The sequence below is a fragment of the Acidovorax sp. ACV02 genome, assembly GCF_014851475.1.
GTDB lineage: Bacteria > Pseudomonadota > Gammaproteobacteria > Burkholderiales > Burkholderiaceae_C > Acidovorax > Acidovorax delafieldii.
In genome coordinates, this window is record NZ_JACUZU010000005.1 from 120,516 (window position 1) to 141,819 (window position 21,304).

Below are 21,304 nucleotides of genomic sequence, written 5' to 3' on the forward strand. Positions count from 1 at the left end.
GGAAAGACTAAGATTGTATAACAAAAAATCCACCCCCGGCACGCAGCCAGCCACACATTTGTCGCAAGAGATCGAAGGCAGCGTGCAAGGGCACCGTGATGGACACGGTTTCGTCATCCGCGACGATGGCGAAGGCGACATCTATATTCCCCCGAACGAAATGCGCGCAGTCCTGCACAAGGACCGTGTGCGCGTGCGCATCGTGCGCCAGGACCGCCGTGGCCGTCCCGAAGGCCGCGTTGTGGAAATCATCGAACGTCCACCCCAGCCCATCATCGGCCGGCTGCTGCAGGAAAGTGGTGTGTGGCTCGTGGCTCCCGAAGACAAGCGCTATGGCCAGGATGTACTGATCCCCAAGGGCGCCACGGGCGCCGCGAAGCCCGGGCAGGTCGTGGTGGTTGAGCTGACAGAACCTCCGGCCCTGTTCGGCCAGCCTGTGGGGCGTATCACCGAAGTGCTCGGCGAAGTGGACGACCCTGGCATGGAGATTGAGATCGCGGTGCGCAAGTACGGCGTGCCACACGAGTTCTCTGCCGAGTGTCTCGCCCAGGCCAAGGAGCTGCCCGACAAGGTGCGCGCGCAGGACAAGAAACGCCGCGTGGACCTGACCGACGTGCCATTGGTCACCATCGACGGCGAAGACGCGCGCGACTTCGACGATGCCGTGTACTGCGAGCCCGCCAAGGTCGGCCGCAGCAAGGGCTGGCGTCTGCTGGTGGCGATTGCCGACGTGAGCCACTATGTGGAAACGGGCAGCGCCATCGACATCGATGCCTACGACCGCGCCACCAGCGTGTACTTTCCGCGCCGCGTGATTCCCATGCTGCCCGAGAAGCTCAGCAACGGGCTCTGCTCGCTCAACCCCGAGGTGGAGCGCCTGTGCATGGTCTGCGACATGCTGGTCACCGCCAAGGGCGAGGTGCACGCCTACCAGTTCTACCCGGCTGTGATGTTCAGCCACGCGCGCTTCACGTACACCGAGGTCGCCGCCATCCTGGCCAATACGCGCGGCCCGGAAGCCAGCAAGCGCAAGGACCGCGTCAAGGACCTGCTCAACCTGCATGACGTATACCGCGCGCTGCTCATCGCGCGCCAGGCGCGCGGCGCCGTGGACTTCGAGACCACCGAGACGCAAATTGTGTGTGACGAAAACGGCCGCATCGAAAAGATCGTGCCGCGCACCCGCAACGACGCGCACAAGCTCATCGAGGAGGCCATGCTGGCCGCCAACGTGTGCAGCGCCGACTTCATTGCACAGGGTGGCCAGCCGGGCCTGTTCCGTGTGCACGAAGGCCCCACGCCCGAGAAGCAGGAGACCCTGCGCAACTACCTCAAGGCAATGGCCGTGGGCATGACGATTGGCGACGACCCCAAGCCGGGCGACTTCCAGGCGATTGCTACGGCGACCAAGGATCGGCCCGACGCACAACAGATCCACACCATGCTGCTGCGCTCCATGCAGCAGGCCATCTATACGCCCATCAACAGCGGCCACTTCGGCCTGGCGTTCGATGCCTACACCCATTTCACCAGCCCCATTCGTCGGTATCCCGACTTGCTGGTGCATCGGGTCATCAAGGCCATCCTGAGCAAGACGAAGTACGCGCTGCCGTCCTTGCCCACACCCGGCGAAGCCCATGCCAAGCTGGCCAAACGTCTGGCTGCGCGCGTGGCCGCACCTGGCACCAAGCCACGCAAGGATGTGAAACCGCCCAGCCGCGACACCCAGGCCTGGGAGGCAGCAGGCCTGCACTGCAGTGCCAACGAGCGCCGCGCCGACGAGGCCAGCCGCGATGTGGAAGCCTGGCTCAAGTGCAAGTACATGCGCGAGCACCTGGGCGAGGAATACAGTGGCGTGGTCAGTGCTGCGACGAGCTTCGGCATCTTCGTGACGCTGGACGCGATGTACGTCGAGGGGCTGGTGCACATCACCGAATTGGGCGGCGAATACTTCAAGTTCGACGAGGCGCGCCAGGAGCTGCGCGGCGAGCGCACCGGCATCCGCTACGCCATCGGCGCGCGGGTGCGGGTGCAGGTGAGCCGTGTGGATCTGGACGGGCGCAAGATCGACTTCCGCCTGGTGCGCGAAGGCGAGGAACTGCTCGGCCGCGCGCTCAAGGACAAGGGTGTGGGTACCGAGGGGGCTGGTGGTGGTGCCCGCAAGGCGGGTGGTCGGTCCGGCGGACGCAAGGCCGACAAGGCCGCAGGTCCATCTGCCACCGAGCAGGCCGGCCTGACCCGCGAGCGGGCCGCGCGTTCGCCGATCCAGTCGCTCAAAGCATCGGTCAAGAAGGCGGTGGCGGGTAAGTCCAGCAAAGGCAAAGCGCGCAAGCCACGCCGCGGCTGAGGTCGTCGAGCTGGTGGACCAAGGCCCTCCAGCTCGTCTCACCATTGCTATTTAATTGATAGCTGCTAGCGCATATAGAACATGCGCTTGCGGCTATTTTTTATTGAAGTGTGCATGATTGGCGGCTTGAGGGGCGCTCGATGGCTCCAGAAAGCGCGCATACCGTTGTGCCGTGTCGGCGGGGGCTTCCATCATGGGCAGGTGCCCGATGCCAGGCAGTGCGGCGATGTGTGCCTGCGGAAGCAGCTTCTGCACCGTCTGAAGGCCGCTTCGGTCGAACACGCGGTCGCTGTCGCCCCACAGGACCAGGGTGGGGTGCTGCTGCAGGCGGGCCAGGTGTTGTTCCAGCAGATAGCGGTCTTTCAGCTGCGCGTCCCACAGGCGGGTGTTGGATGCAGCGTTGCGCAGCGCGTCCTGCACGGAGGCATGCAGGATGGGGTAGGGCAGGAAGGGGCGCTTTTCAAACACCAACTCCATCATCGCTTTGAAGGCGGTGGCATTGTGGGCCACCAGCGGGCGTTGCCCGGCGTCGATGAGGCGGTCCATGGTGCTGGGCTGGGGCGAGCGTATGCCGTGGGGCGCGCCGATGAAGGCCACGCTGGCTACGCGCTCAGGGTACCGCAGGGCAAAGAGCGCTGCGATCGTGCCACCCATCGAGTTGCCAGCCAGATGCACTTGCGCCAAGCCGAGTGCGTCCAGAAACGCGGCGAGGCGCGTCACGTGGGCCGCATAGTCGTAGGCTTGGTCATCGCGCCGCGTGCTTTCGCCAAAGCCCGCGATATCTGGGGCAATCACCCGGTACTGGCCGGTGAGGGTGCGCGCAAAATCGACCCAATGGTCCTTCTCCGCAAAAATGCCGTGCAGCAGAACAATGGGCGTTCCAGCATCTGCTCCACTGCCGACGGCCAGCGCGGGGTTTGGGGGCGTGCCGTTGTCCAGGTAGTGGATGGTGTGCATCGCCGCGTTGGTGGTTTTTTCTTCCAGGCCCGACAGATGGCGATTGGCCCTGAGCAGTGGCTCTTTGAACAGTGAAGGGGCCCCGTAGTAGAGGCCGGCTGTGCCCAGTACCAGTGCCGTTGCAACAAAAATGGCGATGCGTTTCAAGAAGCGTTCTCCAGGGATATGGCTGCGTACACGTCAGGGGCCCTGCTTGCACACCGGCAGGCCCCCTGGCAGGAGATGCAAGGCTACGGAGATCTCGGTAAAAAAACTTGTAGGTTTGGGCTATGCCGACACGCAACACACTGACCCTGGGCACTGACCGCGCGCTCTACGTCGGAGAGATCCCGGCCACGGGCTGGCACTGCCATGCATCGCCGGTGCTGCTGATGGGGCTCTCGGGCCGGTTTGCGGTGCACTGGGGGCCAGGGCGTGTGGAGACCTGCCACAGCGCGTTGGTCGATGCCGGGGTGGAGCATCTGTTCGACCCTTGTGGTGAAGTGGTGGCGCTGGTGTACCTGGAGCCAGATTCGGCGCAGGCGCGCGGCCTGCGGGGGCTGTTCGGGCAGGAGGGGGGTGTGGTGGTGGACGTTGCAGTCCCGGTGGGCGCGCGCAGTGCCATAGAGGGTTATCTGCATCACTTCGACCTGCCCGCCTTGCTGCGGTGCCCGCTCGATAGCGAGGTGGCGCCGCTCGACCCACGCGTCGTCCGCAGCCTGCACGTGCTGCGCCATCCGCAGGCGGGGCGGGTGGCACGGGGTGACCTGGCCTCGGGCGTCCAGCTTTCAGCATCGCGTTTCAACCACCTGTTTCGCGCCGAGATGGGCGTGAGCTTGCGCACCTATCGGGTCTGGTCCCAGGTGCGGTTGGCGATGGCGGGGCTGGCGGTCAGCCCGCGCCTGACCGACGCGGCGCTACATGGCGAGTTTTCTGATTCGGCCCACTTCAGCCGCATGTTCCGGCAGACCTTTGGCATGACACCGTCGAGCGTGCTCAAGCCGCTCAAGAAGGTGACCTTGCTGGCCTGAGGCTCAGCTTCCGCCTACGCGCCGCGCCAGCGCGCTGGCCGTCAGCGCCTGGCGCGCTGGCCAATCATCAGCCGCCTGGCCATGCTGGTACACCGCTTCACTCGCCGCGCGCAAGGCGCTGGCACCGGCGGCCAGGTGGGCGCCCACCATGCCTGCCAGCACATCGCCCGTACCCGCCGTGGCCAGCCGCGCATTGCCCGTGGGGTTGATGGCCGGGACGCGGTCGGGTGCCGCGATCACGGTGCCCGAGCCTTTGAGCACGGCCACGCAGTTGAACTGGTTGGCCAGTTGCTGCGCGGCATCCAGCCGGTGGGCCTGGACCTCGGCCGTGGTCAGGCCCAGCAGGCGCGCAGCCTCCAGCGGGTGCGGTGTGAGCACCGTGGGTTGCCCGTGCTGTCCGCGTGCCACCACCAGCGCGTGCAGTGCGGCCTGGGTGGCGATGGTGTTGAGCGCGTCGGCATCCAGCACCAGTCGGGCCGCGCGGGTGATGACCTCGGGCAGCGCGCGTGCGATGGCCTGCCCGCCGCCACAGCCGCAGACCACGGTGAGCTGTTCGAGCGCGAGGGCGTCAAGGCGGCGGAACATCAACTCGGGCTGCTGCAGGTCCAGTTGCAGATGCCCATCGTCCAGCAGGGCCACCAGCACCCGGCCCGCGCCGCTGTGCAGGGCCGCCGAGGCCGCGAGCAGGGCGGCGCCCGCCATGCCCATGCCCCGCGCTGCCAGTCCTTCGCCACCCACCACGGCCACGTCGCCATAGCTGCCCTTGTGACTCGCATGGGAGCGGCGGGCGGGCAGGGCGGGGCCGGAGAGCCAGGCGTTGGGCGGCTCGTGCCCGGGTTCTACGCCCAGATCATCCAGCCAGACCTGGCCTGCTGCGTCCCGCCCGGCGGCGGTGAACAGGCCGGGCTTGAGGGTGAGCAGACTCAGCGTGTGGCGTGGCGGGGGCGCTTGGTGGTGCAGGTGGGGTGGGGTGTCGGGCGCCAGGCCTGCGGCAAACTGGCCGGTGTCCGCGTCCAGCCCGCTGGGCAGGTCCACGGCCAGCATGGGGGCCGGGCTGCGGTGCAGGGCTTGCAGGCAGGCTCTGAGCCTTGCGTCGGGCGCGCGTGCGGGGCTGTGGGGTGACGAAGAGACGCCAATGCCCAGTAGCGCATCAATGCACAGGTCGCTGGCCCCCAGATCGTCGGGGGCAGTGTCTGCCCAGGATACGCCCGCATCCCGTGCGCGCTGCCAGGAGGCCCTGGCATCCGCCGGGGCCGTATCGGGCTGGCCCAGCCAGGTCACGACCACTCTGCGGCCACTGCGCTGCAGGTGCATGGCAGCCTCCAGCCCGTCACCCCCGTTGTTGCCGGGGCCGCAGGCAATCCACACGGTGCGTGCGTGGGGTGCCAGCGCCTGGGCCAGTTGCGCGACGGCCAGGCCGGCGCGCTGCATGAGCGCGTGCGGAGGCAGGGCGGCTGCCGCCGCTTTTTCCAGGCGGCGTGTGGCGGCCGTGTTGAACAGGGGATAAGGCTGGTGGGCGGTGATGCGGTGCATGGGCTGCAGGGGGCAAGGGCTGCTGCCAGCGGCAGCGCGCCTGTCATTGTGCGCCGACGCCCCGTGCAGGCAAAGCGCAGGCGGGCCTGTGAACAGGCTCTTAGAACCGCCGCATGCCCAGCCCGTCCAGCGACACCTCAGGTTCCCGCTGCGCGATCAGGTCGGCCAGTGCCCGCGCGCTGCCGCAGGCCAGGGCCCAGCCGCCAGCGCCATGGCCGGTGTTGAGCCACAGGCCCGGCACGCCGCTGGCGCCCACCACCGGGGCACCGTCGGGCAGCATGGTGCGGGCACCGCGCCAGATCTGCAGGTTGGATGAGAGCTGCGCGCCCCCGGGGAACCAGTCGTTCAGCGTGCGGTACAGGCGCTGCAGTGTGGGGGTGTGGTGCTCGGCATCGGCCCCGGCCAGTTCAGCGCCACCGGCAATGCGCACGCGCTGGCCCAGGCGGGTGATGGAGATTTGCTGGCCCGCATCCACCACGCTGGCGCGGGGGGCGTGGGTGGATTCGCGCAGTGGGGCGCTCACGGAGTAGCCGTACACCGCCGCCATGGGCAGCCCCAGGCCCAGTGCGGGCAGCAGCGTGGCCGATGCCATGCCGGCGCACAGCACCACGGCATCAAAGCGGCGCAGGTCGGTTTCGCCCTGCAGCACCACGCCCGTGGGGCTGGTGCCGACGCGGTCTACGCGGGTGTTGAACACAAACTGCACCCCCGCACCCTGGATGCCCTGGCGCAGCAACTGTGCAAACAGACGGCAGTTGCCGGCGCGTGCATCGGGCAGGTGGATCGCGCCGGCCAGCGGGGCTTCGGGCGAGAGGCCGGGCTCGATCTGGCGCGCCACGTCGGCGTCGATCTCACGCAGGGCCACGCCGCTGTCGCGCAGCACTTGCAGCGCGGGTTGCAGGCGGGTGCGGTCTTCTTCGGTGCGCAGCAGCACCAGGCGGCCGTCGCTGGCTTCAAAGTCCAGCTCATGCTGGTTCGCAATGGCCTGCAGTCGAGCTTGGCTGTATTGCGCCAGGCGTTCGACCGCGGCGGCCGGGGCGCTGTGGCTGCGCGCCATGCTGCGCCAGCGCCGCAGCCAGGCCCAGTTGGCGCGGGTCAGGCCGCCAGCCAGCCGCAGGGTGGCCTGTGTCCCCATCAGTCGCAGCGGCTGGCCGAAGCCCGGCAGCGCCCAGGGGCTGAGCAGGTGGGGCGCCAGCAGCCCGGCGGTGGCAAAGCTGGCCTCTTCGGCGGCCGCACTGCGTTGTTCAAACACCGTGACTTCGTGGCCGTCGCTGGCCAGTTCGTACGCGGTGGTGACGCCGACAATGCCGGCGCCCACGATGGCAATCTTCATGAATTTGGGTGTTTTTGGCTTGTAGCGCTAGTGAATCATGCGCTGGTAGCTATTATTTTTGTAGTGTTTGCTCGATCTGCAGGCTGATGTTGAGCACCGTGTCATCCCTGAGCGCCCCGTGCCAGACCATCAGCCCGACCGGGAGTTCCCCTTGCACGTGGCAGGGGAGCGACAGCGCACAGCCGTCCAGCAGATTGACCACACTGGTGTTGCGCAGCAGCAGGTTGTTGACGCGGAAGAACTCGGCATCGCGGGCGGCGTCCCGGGCCTTGTCCACGCCATCTGCGTGGGCGACATCGGCCAGCAGTGGCGCCACGATGGGCACGGTGGGGGACAGCAGGGCGTCGTACGGCTCCATGTCGGCGATCATGCGTGCAATCCATTGCTGGCGCGCCTGCAGCAGGTCGATGTATTCCCAGGCCATCAGCGTGGCCCCTTTTTCGATGCGCATGCGCACCCGGGGGTCGTAGCGGCCGCCTGCGCGCTGCAGCAGCTCGCGGTGCCAGGCGTAGGCTTCTGGGGCGGCAAAGCCGTAGGCGGGCTGCTCCAGCACAGCGGGCAGGGCGATGGTGTCGATCTGCGCGCCCGCCTGGCGCAAGGCTTCCACACTGCGCTCAAAGGCGCGCGCCACGGGGGCGTCGAGCCCGTCCAGGAAGAGGGTGGACGGCACCGCCAGCCGATACTGGGACAGCGGCGCCAGGCTGCGCGTCACCCGCCGGGCGGCCAGCACCTCGTGCGCCACGATGGCGTCGCGCACGGTGCGCGTCATGGCGCAGGCGGTGTCCAGGGTGGTGGACAGCGGCACGGCGCCGGCGGTAGGCACCAGCCGGGCGGTGTTCTTGAAGCCCACGATGCCGTTGAGCGCTGCAGGAATGCGGATGGAGCCACCGGTGTCCGATCCCAGCCCGATGAACGCCGCGCCAGTGGCCACCGATACCCCGGCGCCGGACGAAGACCCGCCGGGCACGCGGGGCGCGCCGGGCAGGGCGCCAAAGCGGGCATCCCAGGCAGCAGGCGTGCCGTAGTGGGGGTTGACGCCGACGCCAGAGAACGCGAACTCCACCATGTTGGTGCGGCCGATCAGGCTGGCGCCCGCTGCGCGCAGGCGGGCCACGGCCGGGCAGTCCTCGGCTACTGCGGGAGCGTCTGCGAGCGCGGTAGAGCCCGCCGGGGTGGGTTGGCCGGCCACGTCAAACAAGTCCTTCACCGACACCGCCAGCCCGGCCAGGGGCAGCTGGGCCACACCCGGCTGCACCGCCGTGGTGCGTGCCTCGTCAAAGAGCGTGCGCACAAAGCTGTGGGTGTTGGATGCGGCCTGGGCGGCGTCGATGCAGCGCTCCAGCTCGGCGGGCGCGGTGGTGGCGCCGTCCCGCAGTTGCTCACGGATGGCGATCAGGTCAGGGAGCATGGGTGTGCTAGAATCTTTGGGTTTTGCTGGGAGCAGTAGCGCAGTGGTGCAAGGATTGCACAACCGGCGTGGCCGCTGCGGCAAGACCAATCGCAAAGCAGCCCTGTCAAGGTGTTGCAGTGTTCGTGAGGATCACGGCACTGCAAATATTGGGGCTGATTTTAGACCTAACCTTTGGAGTATTTTTATGTCCGTTACCATGCGCGAAATGCTGGAAGCCGGTGTCCACTTCGGTCACCAAACCCGCTTCTGGAACCCCAAGATGGCCCCCTACATCTTCGGCCATCGCAACAAGATTCACATCATCAACCTGGAAAAGTCGCTGCCACTGTTCCAGGAAGCCCAAAAGTTCGCCAAGCAACTGGCTGCCAACCGCGGCACGATCCTGATGGTCGGCACGAAGCGCCAAGCCCGTGAAATCCTGGCCACCGAAGCGCAACGCGCTGGTGTGCCTTTCGTGGACCAGCGCTGGCTGGGCGGCATGCTGACGAACTTCAAGACCGTGAAGACCTCGATCAAGCGCCTCAAGGACATGAAGGCTCAGCAAGAAGCTGGCCTCGAGAGCCTGAGCAAGAAAGAGCAACTGACGTTCTCCCGCGAAATCGAAAAGCTCGAAAAGGACATCGGCGGCATCCAGGACATGGCTGCTCTGCCCGACGCCATCTTCATCATCGACGTGGGTTTCCACAAGATCGCCGTGGCCGAAGCCAAGAAGCTGGGCATCCCGCTGATCGGTGTGGTTGATACCAACCACTCGCCCGAAGGCATCGACTACGTGATCCCTGGTAACGACGACTCGGCCAAGGCCGTGACGCTGTACGCCCGTGGCATCGCTGACGCGATCATCGAAGGCCGTGCCAACGCCGTGAATGAAGTCGTGAAGGCTGCAACCGCCGAGAGCACCGACGAATTCGTGGAAGTGCAAGAAGCCGCTGCCTGATAGCCCGGCTGCGCGATCCGTCGCGAACAAAAGCGGGGCCCCTGGTGAGCCCCCTTTTTTTTAGCCCGAATCTGAACTGACTGAACTGAATACTGAAGGAATAAAGATGGCTGCAATTACCGCAAGCATGGTGGCTGAACTGCGTGGCAAGACCGACGCCCCCATGATGGAATGCAAGAAGGCGCTGACCGAAGCCGACGGCGACATGGCCAAGGCGGAAGAGCTGTTGCGCGTTAAGCTGGGCACCAAGGCTGGCAAGGCCGCATCGCGCGTGACTGCTGAAGGCGTGGTCGCCAGCTACATCGACGGCACCACGGGTGCTCTGGTCGAAGTCAACAGCGAAACCGACTTCGTTTCCAAGAACGACAGCTTCATTGCCATGGCCAACGCCGCTGCCAAGCTGGTGGCACTGCACAACCCCGCCACGGTGGAAGCCCTGGGTGCAATGCCCTATGAGCAAGACAGCTTCGGCCCCACGCTGGAAGATGTGCGCAAGGGCTTGATCGGCAAGATCGGCGAAAACATGTCGTTCCGCCGCTTCAAGCGCTTCAGCGGCTCCAACCTGGCAGCCTACCTGCACGGCTCGCGCATCGGTGTGGTCGTCGAGTTCGACGGTGACGCCACCGCCGCCAAGGATGTTGCCATGCACGTGGCCGCCATGAAGCCCGTGGCCCTGACCAGCGCCGACGTGCCTGCCGACCTGATCGCCAAGGAGCGCTCGGTCGCCGAAGGCAAGGCTGACGAAGCCAACAAGGAACTCGTGGCTGCCGGCAAGCCTGCACAAAGCGCTGAAATCACGGCCAAGCGCATCGACGGCGCGGTGCAGAAGTACCTCAAGGAAGTCTCGCTGGCCGACCAGGTCTTCGTTAAGGCTGCCGACGGCAAGCAAACCGTGGCCCAGATGCTCAAGGCTGCCAACACCAACGTGAAGGGCTTCACCCTGTACGTGGTGGGCGAAGGCATCGAGAAGAAGGTGGACGACTTTGCTGCCGAAGTGGCTGCGCAGGTGGCTGCTGCCAAGGCTGCTGCCTGATCGTTCCCTGTAACCACCCCACCAAAGCCTCGTACCACTTACTGGAGAAATTTCCCATGTCCAACGCTGCACCAGCCCATAAGCGCATTTTGCTCAAGCTGTCTGGTGAGGCGCTGATGGGGGATGACGCCTTCGGTATCAACCGCGCCACCATCGTGCGCATGGTCGAGGAGATCGCCGAAGTGACCCGCCTGGGTGTCCAGGTGGCCGTGGTGATCGGTGGGGGCAATATTTTCCGTGGTGTCGCCGGGGGCTCGGTCGGGATGGACCGTGCCACCGCCGACTACATGGGCATGCTGGCCACCGTGATGAACGCCCTGGCCCTGGCCGACGCCATGGACAAGCAGGGCCTGGTGGCCCGTGTGATGTCCGCCATTGCCATTGAGCAGGTGGTCGAGCCCTATGTGCGCCCCAAGGCGCTGCAGTATCTTGAAGAGGGCAAGGTCGTGGTCTTCGCGGCCGGTACGGGCAACCCGTTTTTCACCACCGACACAGCAGCTGCCCTGCGTGGCGCGGAAATTGGCGCCGAACTGGTGCTCAAGGCTACCAAGGTGGACGGCGTTTATACTGCCGACCCCCAGAAGGATCCCACGGCGACGCGCTACACCAAGCTCAGCTTTGACGAGGCCATGTCCCGCAATCTGGGCATCATGGACGCGACTGCCTTCGCCCTGTGCCGTGACCAGAAGCTGCCCGTGAAGGTGTTCTCCATCATCAAACACGGCGCCTTGAAGCGCGTGGTGATGGGCGAAGACGAAGGTACGCTGGTTTACGCTTGATCACGATGGAAAGGCCTGCATTGCATGCAGGTCGGCCCGAGGAGAAAACATGACGATTGCCGACATCAAGAAGACTGCTGAAACCAAGATGGACCAGTCCATCACCGCGTTCAAGAACAACCTGCAGAAGATTCGCACCGGTCGTGCCAATCCGGCCCTGCTCGATACGGTGCAGGTCGAGTATTACGGCTCCCTGGTTCCACTGAGCCAGGTGGCCAACGTGGCGCTGATCGATTCGCGCACCATCAGCGTGCAGCCCTGGGAAAAGGGCATGGGCGCCAAGATTGAAAAGGCTATTCGCGAAAGCGACCTGGGCTTGAACCCGGCTTCCATGGGCGACCTGATCCGCGTGCCTATGCCCCCCATGAGCGAAGAGCGCCGCAAGGAAATGACGAAGCTCGCGCGCAACGAGGGCGAGAGCGCCAAGATCGCCGTGCGCAACCTGCGCCGCGATGCCAACGAATCCGTCAAAAAACTGGTCAAGGACAAGCTGGCGTCCGAAGACGACCAGAAGCGCGCCGAAACGGAAGTGCAAAAATTCACCGACAAGCACATCGCCGAGATCGACGCGCTGGTGGCCGCCAAAGAGCAGGAAATCATGGCGGTTTGAGCCCCCAGGGCTTGAACATTCCCATGTCTGTATCTCCGGTGGTGCCACACCACATTGCCATCGTCATGGATGGCAACGGCCGCTGGGCTACGCGTCGCTTTCTGCCGCGTCTGGCCGGCCACAAGCAAGGGGTTGACTCACTTCGCCGCTGCGCACGTGCTTGCGTGCAGCGCGGCGTCGGTGTGCTCACGGTGTTTGCGTTCTCTTCCGAAAACTGGAACCGCCCCGCCGACGAGGTCTCCGGCCTCATGGAGCTGCTGGCGATGGCGCTGGCGCGCGAGGTGCCCCAGCTCAAGAAAGACGGCGTGCGTCTTCATTTTGTGGGCGAACGTGGCAGCCTTTCGCCCAAGGTGCGAGACGGCCTGGGTCAGGCAGAAGCCGCCACGGCGGACAACACCCGCCTGGTGCTCAACGTCTGCTTCAACTACGGAGGCCGCTGGGACATCGCGCAGGCGGCTGCATCGCTGGCTGCCCGTGGCGAGCCCATCACCGAGGCCAGTCTGCACAATGCGATGGGATTGGCCCACGTGCCCGACCCCGACCTCGTGATCCGCACCGGGGGAGAAATGCGGATCAGCAACTTTTTGCTCTGGCAATCGGCATACTCCGAGTTCTTCTTCAGCGACCGACTGTGGCCCGATTTCGATGAGTCCGCCCTGGACGAGGCCATCGACGCCTTCAGCCGCCGCGAGCGCCGTTTTGGCAAAACCTCTGAACAGATTCTGTCCGCGCATCCTGATCCGATGCCGGGTTGAGAACCTGAACAGGTTCTGAAAGCCCCCATGCTTCAACAGCGCGTCATCACAGCCCTTGTTCTGCTGGCCATCTTGTTGCCCGCGCTTTTCTACGCCAACACCATACCGTTCACGCTGGTCGTGTTGGTTCTGATGGCTGCCGGGGCTTGGGAATGGGGTCGTCTGAGCGGCTTTGGCCAAGCAGGTTCCGTGGCGGTGGGTGTGGCCTGTGTGGCCTTGTGCGCCGGGTCGTGGGCGCTGGGCTGGGTCGATCGCCCGTTGACTGCCCTATGGGTGGTGGGCGGCGGGCTGTGGGTCCTGGCGGCTGCCTGGCTGCTCAAGGCCGGAGTGCCCGGCTGGCCCCGCATACCAGCCGGTGTGCGTCTCGTGGCTGGCGTGCTTGCCTTGTGGCTCGCATGGCTGGCCGTGGTGCAGGCCCGCAATGTGGGCATCAATTTTTTGCTGTCGGTGCTGCTGCTGGTGTGGGTGGCCGACATCTTTGCCTACTTTGCGGGGCGCGCATTCGGATTGCGGTTTACCAAGGGCAAGCTGGCGCCCTCGATCAGTCCCGGCAAGAGCTGGGAAGGTGTGTGGGGCGGCCTGGCAGGGGTGATGGTGATGGCTTTTGTTTGGGCGGCAGCGGATGCCCACTGGCAGGCGTCGGTGCCCAGTTTTTACAGCCGCATGGCGCAGCAGGGCTGGTGGTTGCTGGTGATTGCGGCGTTGTTCATGGTGGCCATGAGCGTGTCGGGTGACCTGGTGGAGTCGCTCATCAAGCGCAGCGCCGGAGTCAAGGACAGCAGTGGCCTTTTGCCCGGACACGGCGGCGTGCTTGACCGCGTGGATGCCTTGCTGCCCACACTGCCCCTGGTCATGATGCTCACGAGCCTGACGACCCCATGATGAAACAACGACTCACCGTTCTCGGCTCCACCGGCTCCATTGGGACCAGCACGCTGGATGTGGTGGCACGCCACCCGGAGCGCTTCGAGGTGTTTGCCCTCAGCGCTGCGACGCAAGTGGATCTGCTGCTGCAACAATGCGCGCAGTTTCGCCCTCGCTACGCGGTGATGGCCAGCGCATCCCATGCGGCGGAGCTGGCAGAAAAATTGCAGGCCAATAGCCTCCCGACAAAAGTGATACAAGCGCAAGATGCTCTTGAAATCATAGCGTCTCATGATGAGGTCGACGCCGTAATGGCGGCTATCGTGGGGGCTGCCGGTCTGGCTCCGTGTCTGGCTGCGGCGCGCGCGGGCAAACGATTGCTGTTGGCCAACAAGGAGGCCCTGGTGGTGGGTGGCGGGCTGTTCATGCAGACCGTGCGCGACGGCGGTGCCACACTGCTGCCCATCGACAGCGAACACTCTGCGATCTTCCAGTGCCTGCCAGAAGACCCTGCCACCTGGTCTGACCGGGTGGACAGCATCCTGCTCACAGCCTCGGGCGGTCCCTTCCGCCAGCGGGATCCGGCCACGTTGGCGCAGATCACCCCTGACCAGGCCTGTGCGCATCCCAACTTCTCGATGGGACGCAAGATTTCCGTGGATTCGGCCACGATGATGAACAAGGCCTTGGAGGTCATTGAGGCGCGTTGGCTGTTTGATCTGCACCCAGACCAGATCAAGGTGGTCATCCACCCGCAGCAGATCATCCACTCCATGGTGCAGTTCAAGGATGCTTCCATCCTGGCGCAGTTGGGGACGCCCGACATGCGCGTGCCGATTGCCTGCGGCCTGTCCTGGCCCGAGCGCATTACCAGCGGGGCCAGCAAGCTGGATTTCTCGACCCTGAGCGCCCTCGCGTTTGAAGACGCGGACGCCATTCGCTTCCCGGGCCTGCACCTGTCCTGGCAGGCGCTGAAGGCGGCTGAGGGGACCACTGCCGTGCTGAATGCGGCCAACGAGGTGGCGGTGAGCGCCTTTTTGTCGGGTCGGCTGCGTTTTGACCATATTCATGCGGTCAACCTTGCAACTTTGGATGCAGTTTCGCCCTCCAAGCCCGATTCGCTGGCTGCATTGATGGATCTGGATACCCAGGCCCGCCATGCGGCAGAACATGTGGCGGGCCGTCTGGCTGCCTGACTGCCGGCCCACTCAGGAACCATCCATCCATGCTGCTTACTATCGCTGCCTTCATCGTCGCCCTCGGTCTTTTGATCGCAGTGCACGAATACGGGCACTACCGCGTGGCGGTGGCCTGTGGGGTCAAGGTATTGCGGTTCTCTGTGGGTTTCGGCAAGCCGCTACTGCGCTGGCAGCCCCAGGGGTCTCCCACGGAGTTTGTGCTGGGAGCCTTCCCATTGGGGGGCTATGTGCGCATGCTGGACGAGCGCGAGGCACCCGTTGCCGCAGAGGAGCGGCATCTGGCCTTCAACACCCAGCCCCTGCGCTCGCGAGCAGCCATCGTTGCGGCTGGGCCCATCGCCAATTTGTTGTTGGCAGTGCTGCTGTATTCGGTGGTGAACTGGAACGGTGTCGAGGAGCCCCGGGCCATTCTGGCAAGCCCGGTCGCAGGGTCGGTCGCACACAGTGCCGGTTTGCGGGGCGGTGAACTGGTAGAGCGCGCCGCATTGGGGGCAGAAGACCTGGAGCCAGTTCGTTCGTTTGAAGACCTGCGGTGGCTGCTGACCCGTGGTGCGCTTGAGGGGCTGAACGTGCGTCTTGACGTCCAGTCCGCCCATGGTGCGGGCCATCGTGAGGTTGTGCTCGACATGTCCCGGATCGACAGCCGTGAGGCTGATGCCCAGCTGTTTCGCAAGGTCGGCATCCTGGGGCCTTGGACCCGCCCTGTGTTGGGCGAGGTCATGGCGCAAAGCGCGGCTGAGCGCTCTGGCCTGCGCCAAGGTGATGTGGTGCTCAAGGTGGGGCAGACCGATGTGGTGGACGGCCAGCAATTGCGCGAGTTGATCCGGCAGTCGGTGCGGGGCAACGAGGCATTGGCGCAGCCATGGCGCGTTGAGCGCGGTGGTCAGGTGATGACACTGGATGTGTTGCCCGAGGCTGTGACCGAACCAGCCAATACGGTGGGGCGCATTGGCGCCTATGTGGGAGCTGCACCAGAATTTGTCACGGTGGACTACGGGCTGGTCGATGGTCTGTGGGGTGGTGTGGTGAAGACCTGGGATGTGTCGCTGCTGACTCTGCGCATGATGGGCCGCATGGTGATCGGCGAGGCGTCGCTCAAGAACCTCAGTGGCCCCTTGACCATTGCCGACTACGCAGGCCGCTCAGCCAGCATGGGGCTGACGCAGTACCTCATCTTTCTGGCCCTGATCAGTGTGAGCCTGGGGGTGCTGAACCTGCTTCCGCTGCCAGTCTTGGACGGTGGGCACCTGATGTATTATCTTTGGGAGGGTGTCACGGGCAGGGGTGTGTCGGACGCATGGATGGAGCGATTGCAGCGTGGAGGCGTTGCTGTCCTGCTTGTCATGATGTCCATAGCTCTGTTCAACGATATCACCCGGCTCTTTGGCTAACACTTTTGCCGCGCTTGCCCTGCAACTGCGGCTCCCGCTTCATTCATGAAAAAACACATCAATCGCCTGGGCGTGCGTACCGCATCGGCCGTTGCAGCCATGATTTTTGCCGCCAATGCGGCATGGGCTCTGGAGCCATTCAAGGTGCAGGACATTCGCGTGGAGGGCTTGCAGCGTGTGGAGCCGGGTACCGTGTTTGCATCCATGCCCCTGCGGGTGGGTGACGACTACAACGACGAAAAAGGCGCCGCAGCAATTCGTGCGTTGTTCGGCCTGGGACTCTTCAAGGATGTGCGCCTGGAGGCCAGCGGCAACGTTCTGGTGGTGGTGGTCGAAGAGCGCCCCACTGTCGCCGACGTGGACTTTGCCGGTGCCCGTGAATTCGACAAAGATGCGCTCAAAAAAGCCATGCGCGAAGTGGGCCTGACGGAAGGGCGTCCTTATGACAAGGCGCTCACCGACCGCGCCGAACAAGAGCTCAAGCGCCAGTACATCAACAAGAGCCTGTATGGCGCCGAGGTGGTGACCACGGTCACGCCCATCGAGCGCAACCGCGTGAACCTGACCTTCACGATCACGGAAGGTGAGCCCGCACGCATCAAGGAAGTGCGCATCGTGGGCAACAAGGCGTTCAGTGAATCGACGCTCAAGGGCCTGTTCGACCAGGACACGGGGGGCTGGCTGAGCTGGTACACCAAGTCCGATCGCTACTCGCGCACCAAGCTCAACGCCGACCTTGAAACCCTGCGCTCGTATTACCTGCAGCGCGGCTACCTGGAGTTCCGTGTGGACTCGACGCAGGTCGCCATCTCGCCGGACAAGCAGGACATCTCCATCACTGTCAATGTGACGGAAGGCGAACGGTATGTGGTGTCGGGCGTGAAACTCGAAGGCAACTATCTGGACCGCGAGGACGAGTTCAAGTCGCTGGTGACCATTCGCCCCGGTGAGCCCTACAACGCGGACCAGGTGACTGAAACCACCAAGGCGTTTTCCGAGTACTTTGCCCGCTTTGGTTTTGCGTTTGCCCGCGTGGAGGCTGTGCCCGAAATTGATCGTGAGAACAATCGCGTCAATTTTGTGCTGCAAGCCGAACCAGCACGCCGCGCCTACGTGCGCCGTATCAACGTCAGTGGCAACAACCGCACGCGTGACGAAGTCATTCGCCGTGAGTTCCGCCAGTACGAAGCCTCCTGGTACGACGGCGACAAGATCCGCCTGTCCCGCGACCGCGTGGACCGTCTGGGCTTCTTCACGGAAGTGAACGTGGAAACCCAGGAAGTGCCCGGCTCGCCCGACCAGGTCGATCTGGTGATCAACGTGGCAGAAAAGCCCACCGGCTCGTTGCAACTGGGTGTGGGTTTTTCCAGCGCCGAAAAAGCGTCTCTCTCGTTCGGTATCAAGCAGGAAAACATCTTTGGCTCGGGCAACTACCTGGGCATCGACGTCAACACGAGCAAGTACCGGCGCACATTGGTGTTCAGCACCACCAACCCGTACTTCACGCCCGAAGGCATCTCGCGCACGCTCGATGTGTACTACCGCACCGACAAGCCCTATGAAGACCAGGGGGGCAATTACCAGCTGGTTACCACCGGGACTTCCGTGCGTTTTGGTGTGCCTTTCAGTGAGACTGATACGGTGTTCTTTGGCGGTGGGCTGGAGCAGACCCGCATCAAGCCCGGCACGAACATCCCGGCCACTTACCTGTTCTATGCAGACAAGTTCGGCTACAGCAGCACGTCAATTCCATTGACCGTAGGCTGGTCCCGCGACGACCGGGACAGCGCCTTGGCGCCCAACTCCGGCCGGTACCAGCGCCTCAATTCCGAATGGTCTGTGGCGGGCGATGCACGCTACGTGCGGGCCAACTATCAGTACCAGCAATACATCCCCCTCAACAAGCGCTTCACCATTGCGTTCAACGGCGAGGCCGGTTACGGCAAGGGCTTGAACGGCCGTCCGTTCCCGGTATTCAAGAACTTCTACTCGGGTGGTCTGGGCTCGGTGCGTGGTTTCGACCAGGGCACCTTGGGACCGCGTGATGTGACCGGGGCCTCGTTGGGTGGGCCCAAGAAGATCACGCTGAACACCGAGCTGATTGCTCCGTTCCCGGGTGCTGGCAATGACCGGACCCTGCGTGTGTTCACGTTCCTGGACGTGGGCAATGTGTACGGCGAGAACGACAAAGTTACCTTCAGTGACATGCGTGCCTCCGTGGGCCTGGGGCTGAGCTGGATTTCGCCGCTCGGTCCCTTGCGTTTGGCGTTTGCGCAGCCAGTGCGCAAGTTCGCCGGCGATAGAATCCAGAAACTGCAATTCCAGATTGGAACGTCTTTCTAATGAAATCCTTTTCTCGCCATCTCTCCGTGGCCTTGCTGCTCGGCACCGTTGCCATCGCAGCCCCTGCACAAGCGCAAGAGTTCAAAGCCGGTTTCGTCAACACCGATCGCATCTTCCGAGAAGCCACCACAGCCAAGGCTGCGCAGGCCAAGCTGGAGCAGGAGTTCTCCCGTCGCGAGAAAGAACTGGTGGATCTGGGCAACACCCTGAAGACTGCCAGCGACAAGTTTGAGCGTGAAGCACCCACCATGGCGGAGAGCCAGCGCACTGCGCGGCAGCGTCAACTGGTGGACCAGGACCGCGACTTCCAGCGCAAGCGCCGTGAATTTCAGGAAGACCTGAGCGCCCGCAAGAACGAAGAGCTGTCGCAAGTGCTGGAACGCGCCAACAAGGTGGTCAAGCAGGTGGCCGAGGCCGAAAAATACGACGTGATCCTGCAAGAGGCCGTCTACATCAATCCCAAGCACGACATCACCGACAAGGTGATCAAGGCCCTGAATGCCGCTGCTGCTGCCAAGTAAGCCGCTGCGCAAGACAGGTGGCGCGTGAGCAGCTTGCTTCTCGGGCACATTGTTGATGCGCTCGGTGGTTCGCTGGAAGGGGGCGCGCGGGAAACCGTCATCGCCCGCATTGCGCCACTGGAGGTCGCGGGCCCGGGAGACCTCAGTTTCCTGAGCAATCCCCGCTACCAACAGCAACTGGCCGCCTCCCGGGCGGCCTGTGTCATTGTGGCGCCTGCCATGCGCGACGCCGCATTGGCGCGGGGGGCCTGCATTGTGGCCGACAACCCCTACGTGTACTTCGCCCGCGCTACCCAGTTGTGGCGGCAGCGCAATACGCCCGCGCGGTCGTCCGGTGTGCACCCCAGCGCAGTGGTTGATCCCTCGGCGCAGGTCCACCCCTCGGCCACCATCGGTCCGCTGTGCGTGATTGAGCGGGGCGCCTCGGTGGGCGCAGATACCGTGCTCAAGTCGCGCGTCACCGTGGGCGAGGGCTGCAGCATCGGCGCGCGTTGCATCGTCCATGCGGGCGTGGTCATTGGCGCTGATGGTTTCGGTTTTGCGCCTGAGAACGGGCAGTGGGTCAAGATCGAGCAACTGGGTGCCGTGCGCATTGGAGATGACGTCGAGATTGGCGCCAACACCTGCATCGACCGGGGTGCGCTGCAGGACACGGTGATCGAAGACGGCGTGAAGCTCGACAACCTGATCCAGATCGGGCACAACGTGCGCATCGGCAAGCACTCGGCCATGGCTGGGTGTGTAGGCGTGGCGGGCAGTGCCACCATCGGGGCGCATTGCACGGTGGGCGGTGGTGCCATCGTGTTGGGGCACCTGGAGCTGGCTGACAACGTACACATCTCGGCCGCGACGGTGGTCACCCGCTCTCTCACACGGCCTGGTCAGTACACCGGCATGTTCCCCATCGACGACAATGCGCGCTGGGAAAAAAACGCTGCCACACTCAAACAATTGCACAGCCTGCGCGAGCGCATCAAGGCGCTGGAGCTGGCCCTCAAGGCAGCATGAACGGAAGAACAACTCGATGATGGATATTCACGCAATTCTCAAACAACTGCCCCACCGCTACCCGTTTTTGCTGGTGGACAAGGTGATCGAGTTAGAGAGCAACACCCGCATCAAGGCCATCAAGAACGTCACGTTCAACGAGCCCTATTTCATGGGGCATTTCCCTGGCCGTCCGGTGATGCCGGGTGTGTTGATCCTGGAAGCACTGGCCCAAGCTGCGGGCCTGCTGGCGTTCGATGCCATGGGCAAGGTGCCCGATGAGAACAACATTTACTACTTTGTCGGTATCGATGGCGCGCGGTTCAAGCGCCCTGTGGAGCCCGGCGACCAGTTGATCCTGACCATCACCATCGACCGCGTGCGCGGTGGCATCTGGAAGTTCAAGGGCGTTGCGAGCGTGGGCGAAGAGGTGGCCTGCGAGGCCGAACTCATGTGCACCATGCGCAACGTCGGTTGACCGGTTCAGGCCTGTTGGATCGTGAGCAATATCCACCCCACAGCCATTGTTGCGGACGGCGCCCGCCTGGACCCTACGGTCACGGTGGGGCCCTACACGGTCATTGGCGAGCATGTGTCCATCGGCGCGGGCACCACAGTTGGCGCGCACTGCGTGATCGATGGGCGCACCACGATTGGTGCTGACAACCGCATCTTCCAGTTCAACTCCATCGGTGCTATCCCGCAAGACAAGAAGTACGCAGGCGAGCCGACCGAGCTGGTCATCGGTGACCGCAACACCATCCGCGAGTTCTGCACGCTGAACCTGGGCGTGCCCCAGGCCGGCGGCATCACCACTGTGGGCCATGACAACTGGATCATGGCGTACACCCACGTCGCGCACGATTGCCATGTGGGCAACCACACCACGCTGGCGAACAACACCACGCTGGCAGGGCATGTGCACCTGGGCGACTGGGTGACGGTGGGCGGGCTCACAGGCATCCACCAGTTCGTCAAGATTGGTGCGCACGCCATGGTGGGCTTTGCCAGTGCGGTGTCGCAGGACGTGCCGCCTTTCATGCTGGTGGATGGCAATCCCTTGGCGGTGCGCGGCTACAACGTGGTGGGGCTGCGCCGCCGTGGCTTTTCGGCCGAGCGCATTGCCGCGGTCAAGCAGATGCACAAGCTGATTTATCGGCAGGGCCTGACGCTGGAGGCCGCGCGTGCCGCTATTGCAGAGTTGGCGCAGTCCGCACCGCAGGCCGGTGACGATGCGGCGATGATGGAGCGGTTCCTGGCCGACGCCACGCGCGGCATTGCGCGCTGAGGGCTT

Annotated in this window: 19 protein-coding genes; 15 read left to right on the forward strand and 4 right to left on the reverse strand. The window is 64.3% G+C overall.

The genetic code is table 11. The annotated features are described in order from the left end of the window. Positions 1 to 13 precede the first annotated feature (13 nt). Complete coding sequence (rnr, locus tag IB236_RS13460; RefSeq protein WP_146872327.1) at positions 14 to 2,347, forward strand: ribonuclease R; 2,334 nt, start codon at positions 14 to 16, stop codon at positions 2,345 to 2,347. Between the two features lie 93 nt (positions 2,348 to 2,440). On the opposite strand, the gene IB236_RS13465 is transcribed toward rnr, so the two are convergent. Then, complete coding sequence (locus IB236_RS13465) at positions 2,441 to 3,451, reverse strand: alpha/beta fold hydrolase (RefSeq protein ID WP_192421165.1); 1,011 nt, start codon at positions 3,449 to 3,451, stop codon at positions 2,441 to 2,443. A gap of 122 nt (positions 3,452 to 3,573) precedes the next feature. On the opposite strand from IB236_RS13465, the gene IB236_RS13470 reads away from it, so the two are divergent. Beyond that, positions 3,574 to 4,314 carry an AraC family transcriptional regulator gene (locus IB236_RS13470; protein WP_192421166.1) on the forward strand — a complete coding sequence of 247 codons (741 nt, stop codon included), beginning with the start codon at positions 3,574 to 3,576 and terminating at the stop codon, positions 4,312 to 4,314. A 3-nt stretch (positions 4,315 to 4,317) separates the two neighbouring features. On the opposite strand, the gene IB236_RS13475 is transcribed toward IB236_RS13470, so the two are convergent. The 3 genes from IB236_RS13475 to IB236_RS13485 all read right to left on the reverse strand — a co-directional run bounded on the left by IB236_RS13475 (position 4,318) and on the right by IB236_RS13485 (position 8,588). After that, positions 4,318 to 5,847 carry an NAD(P)H-hydrate dehydratase gene (locus tag IB236_RS13475; RefSeq protein ID WP_192421167.1) on the reverse strand — a complete coding sequence of 510 codons (1,530 nt, stop codon included), beginning with the start codon at positions 5,845 to 5,847 and terminating at the stop codon, positions 4,318 to 4,320. Positions 5,848 to 5,947: 100 nt separating this feature from the next. Then, positions 5,948 to 7,180 carry an FAD-dependent oxidoreductase gene (locus IB236_RS13480; RefSeq protein WP_056743629.1) on the reverse strand — a complete coding sequence of 411 codons (1,233 nt, stop codon included), beginning with the start codon at positions 7,178 to 7,180 and terminating at the stop codon, positions 5,948 to 5,950. A 52-nt stretch (positions 7,181 to 7,232) separates the two neighbouring features. After that, positions 7,233 to 8,588 carry an amidase gene (locus IB236_RS13485; protein WP_192421168.1) on the reverse strand — a complete coding sequence of 452 codons (1,356 nt, stop codon included), beginning with the start codon at positions 8,586 to 8,588 and terminating at the stop codon, positions 7,233 to 7,235. A gap of 187 nt (positions 8,589 to 8,775) precedes the next feature. Between IB236_RS13485 and rpsB the strand changes: the two genes are divergently transcribed. The 13 genes from rpsB (at position 8,776) to lpxA (ending at position 21,298) form a co-directional block, all read left to right on the forward strand. Further along, positions 8,776 to 9,528 (forward strand): 30S ribosomal protein S2, encoded by a 753-nt coding sequence (rpsB, locus tag IB236_RS13490; RefSeq protein ID WP_192421169.1) that lies wholly within the window; start codon positions 8,776 to 8,778, stop codon positions 9,526 to 9,528. Positions 9,529 to 9,634: 106 nt separating this feature from the next. Next, a complete protein-coding gene (gene tsf, locus IB236_RS13495) occupies positions 9,635 to 10,561 on the forward strand; it encodes a translation elongation factor Ts (RefSeq protein ID WP_192421170.1) in 927 nt (308 codons plus the stop codon). 56 nt (positions 10,562 to 10,617) lie between these two features. Beyond that, entirely contained in the window at positions 10,618 to 11,340 is a 723-nt protein-coding gene (gene pyrH, locus IB236_RS13500) for a UMP kinase (RefSeq protein ID WP_008906712.1), read from the forward strand. A gap of 49 nt (positions 11,341 to 11,389) precedes the next feature. Further along, entirely contained in the window at positions 11,390 to 11,950 is a 561-nt protein-coding gene (frr, locus tag IB236_RS13505) for a ribosome recycling factor (protein ID WP_056067192.1), read from the forward strand. Positions 11,951 to 11,973: 23 nt separating this feature from the next. Continuing rightward, entirely contained in the window at positions 11,974 to 12,705 is a 732-nt protein-coding gene (gene uppS / locus IB236_RS13510) for a polyprenyl diphosphate synthase (RefSeq protein ID WP_056067194.1), read from the forward strand. A 27-nt stretch (positions 12,706 to 12,732) separates the two neighbouring features. Further along, positions 12,733 to 13,587, forward strand: coding sequence for a phosphatidate cytidylyltransferase (locus tag IB236_RS13515; RefSeq protein WP_192421171.1), 855 nt, complete (start codon positions 12,733 to 12,735; stop codon positions 13,585 to 13,587). Next, positions 13,587 to 14,765: a 1-deoxy-D-xylulose-5-phosphate reductoisomerase gene (gene ispC / locus IB236_RS13520; protein WP_192421316.1), complete on the forward strand. Its 1,179-nt coding sequence runs from the start codon at positions 13,587 to 13,589 to the stop codon at positions 14,763 to 14,765. Before IB236_RS13515 ends, ispC begins: the two co-directional genes overlap by 1 nt. A gap of 29 nt (positions 14,766 to 14,794) precedes the next feature. Next, complete coding sequence (rseP, locus tag IB236_RS13525) at positions 14,795 to 16,159, forward strand: RIP metalloprotease RseP (protein WP_192421172.1); 1,365 nt, start codon at positions 14,795 to 14,797, stop codon at positions 16,157 to 16,159. A 45-nt stretch (positions 16,160 to 16,204) separates the two neighbouring features. Beyond that, positions 16,205 to 18,502 carry an outer membrane protein assembly factor BamA gene (gene bamA, locus IB236_RS13530; protein ID WP_056067201.1) on the forward strand — a complete coding sequence of 766 codons (2,298 nt, stop codon included), beginning with the start codon at positions 16,205 to 16,207 and terminating at the stop codon, positions 18,500 to 18,502. Beyond that, a complete protein-coding gene (locus IB236_RS13535) occupies positions 18,502 to 19,023 on the forward strand; it encodes an OmpH family outer membrane protein (protein WP_056067203.1) in 522 nt (173 codons plus the stop codon). Before bamA ends, IB236_RS13535 begins: the two co-directional genes overlap by 1 nt. Before the next feature lie 24 nt (positions 19,024 to 19,047). After that, the gene (gene lpxD, locus IB236_RS13540) at positions 19,048 to 20,031 is read left to right on the forward strand and encodes a UDP-3-O-(3-hydroxymyristoyl)glucosamine N-acyltransferase (RefSeq protein ID WP_116749499.1); all 984 of its coding nucleotides are present in this window, start codon (positions 19,048 to 19,050) and stop codon (positions 20,029 to 20,031) included. Positions 20,032 to 20,047: 16 nt separating this feature from the next. Further along, on the forward strand, positions 20,048 to 20,488 hold the full coding sequence (gene fabZ / locus IB236_RS13545; protein ID WP_056067207.1) for a 3-hydroxyacyl-ACP dehydratase FabZ: 441 nt from the start codon (positions 20,048 to 20,050) through the stop codon (positions 20,486 to 20,488). A gap of 21 nt (positions 20,489 to 20,509) precedes the next feature. After that, positions 20,510 to 21,298 (forward strand): acyl-ACP--UDP-N-acetylglucosamine O-acyltransferase, encoded by a 789-nt coding sequence (gene lpxA / locus IB236_RS13550; RefSeq protein ID WP_192421173.1) that lies wholly within the window; start codon positions 20,510 to 20,512, stop codon positions 21,296 to 21,298. Positions 21,299 to 21,304: the final 6 nt, after the last annotated feature.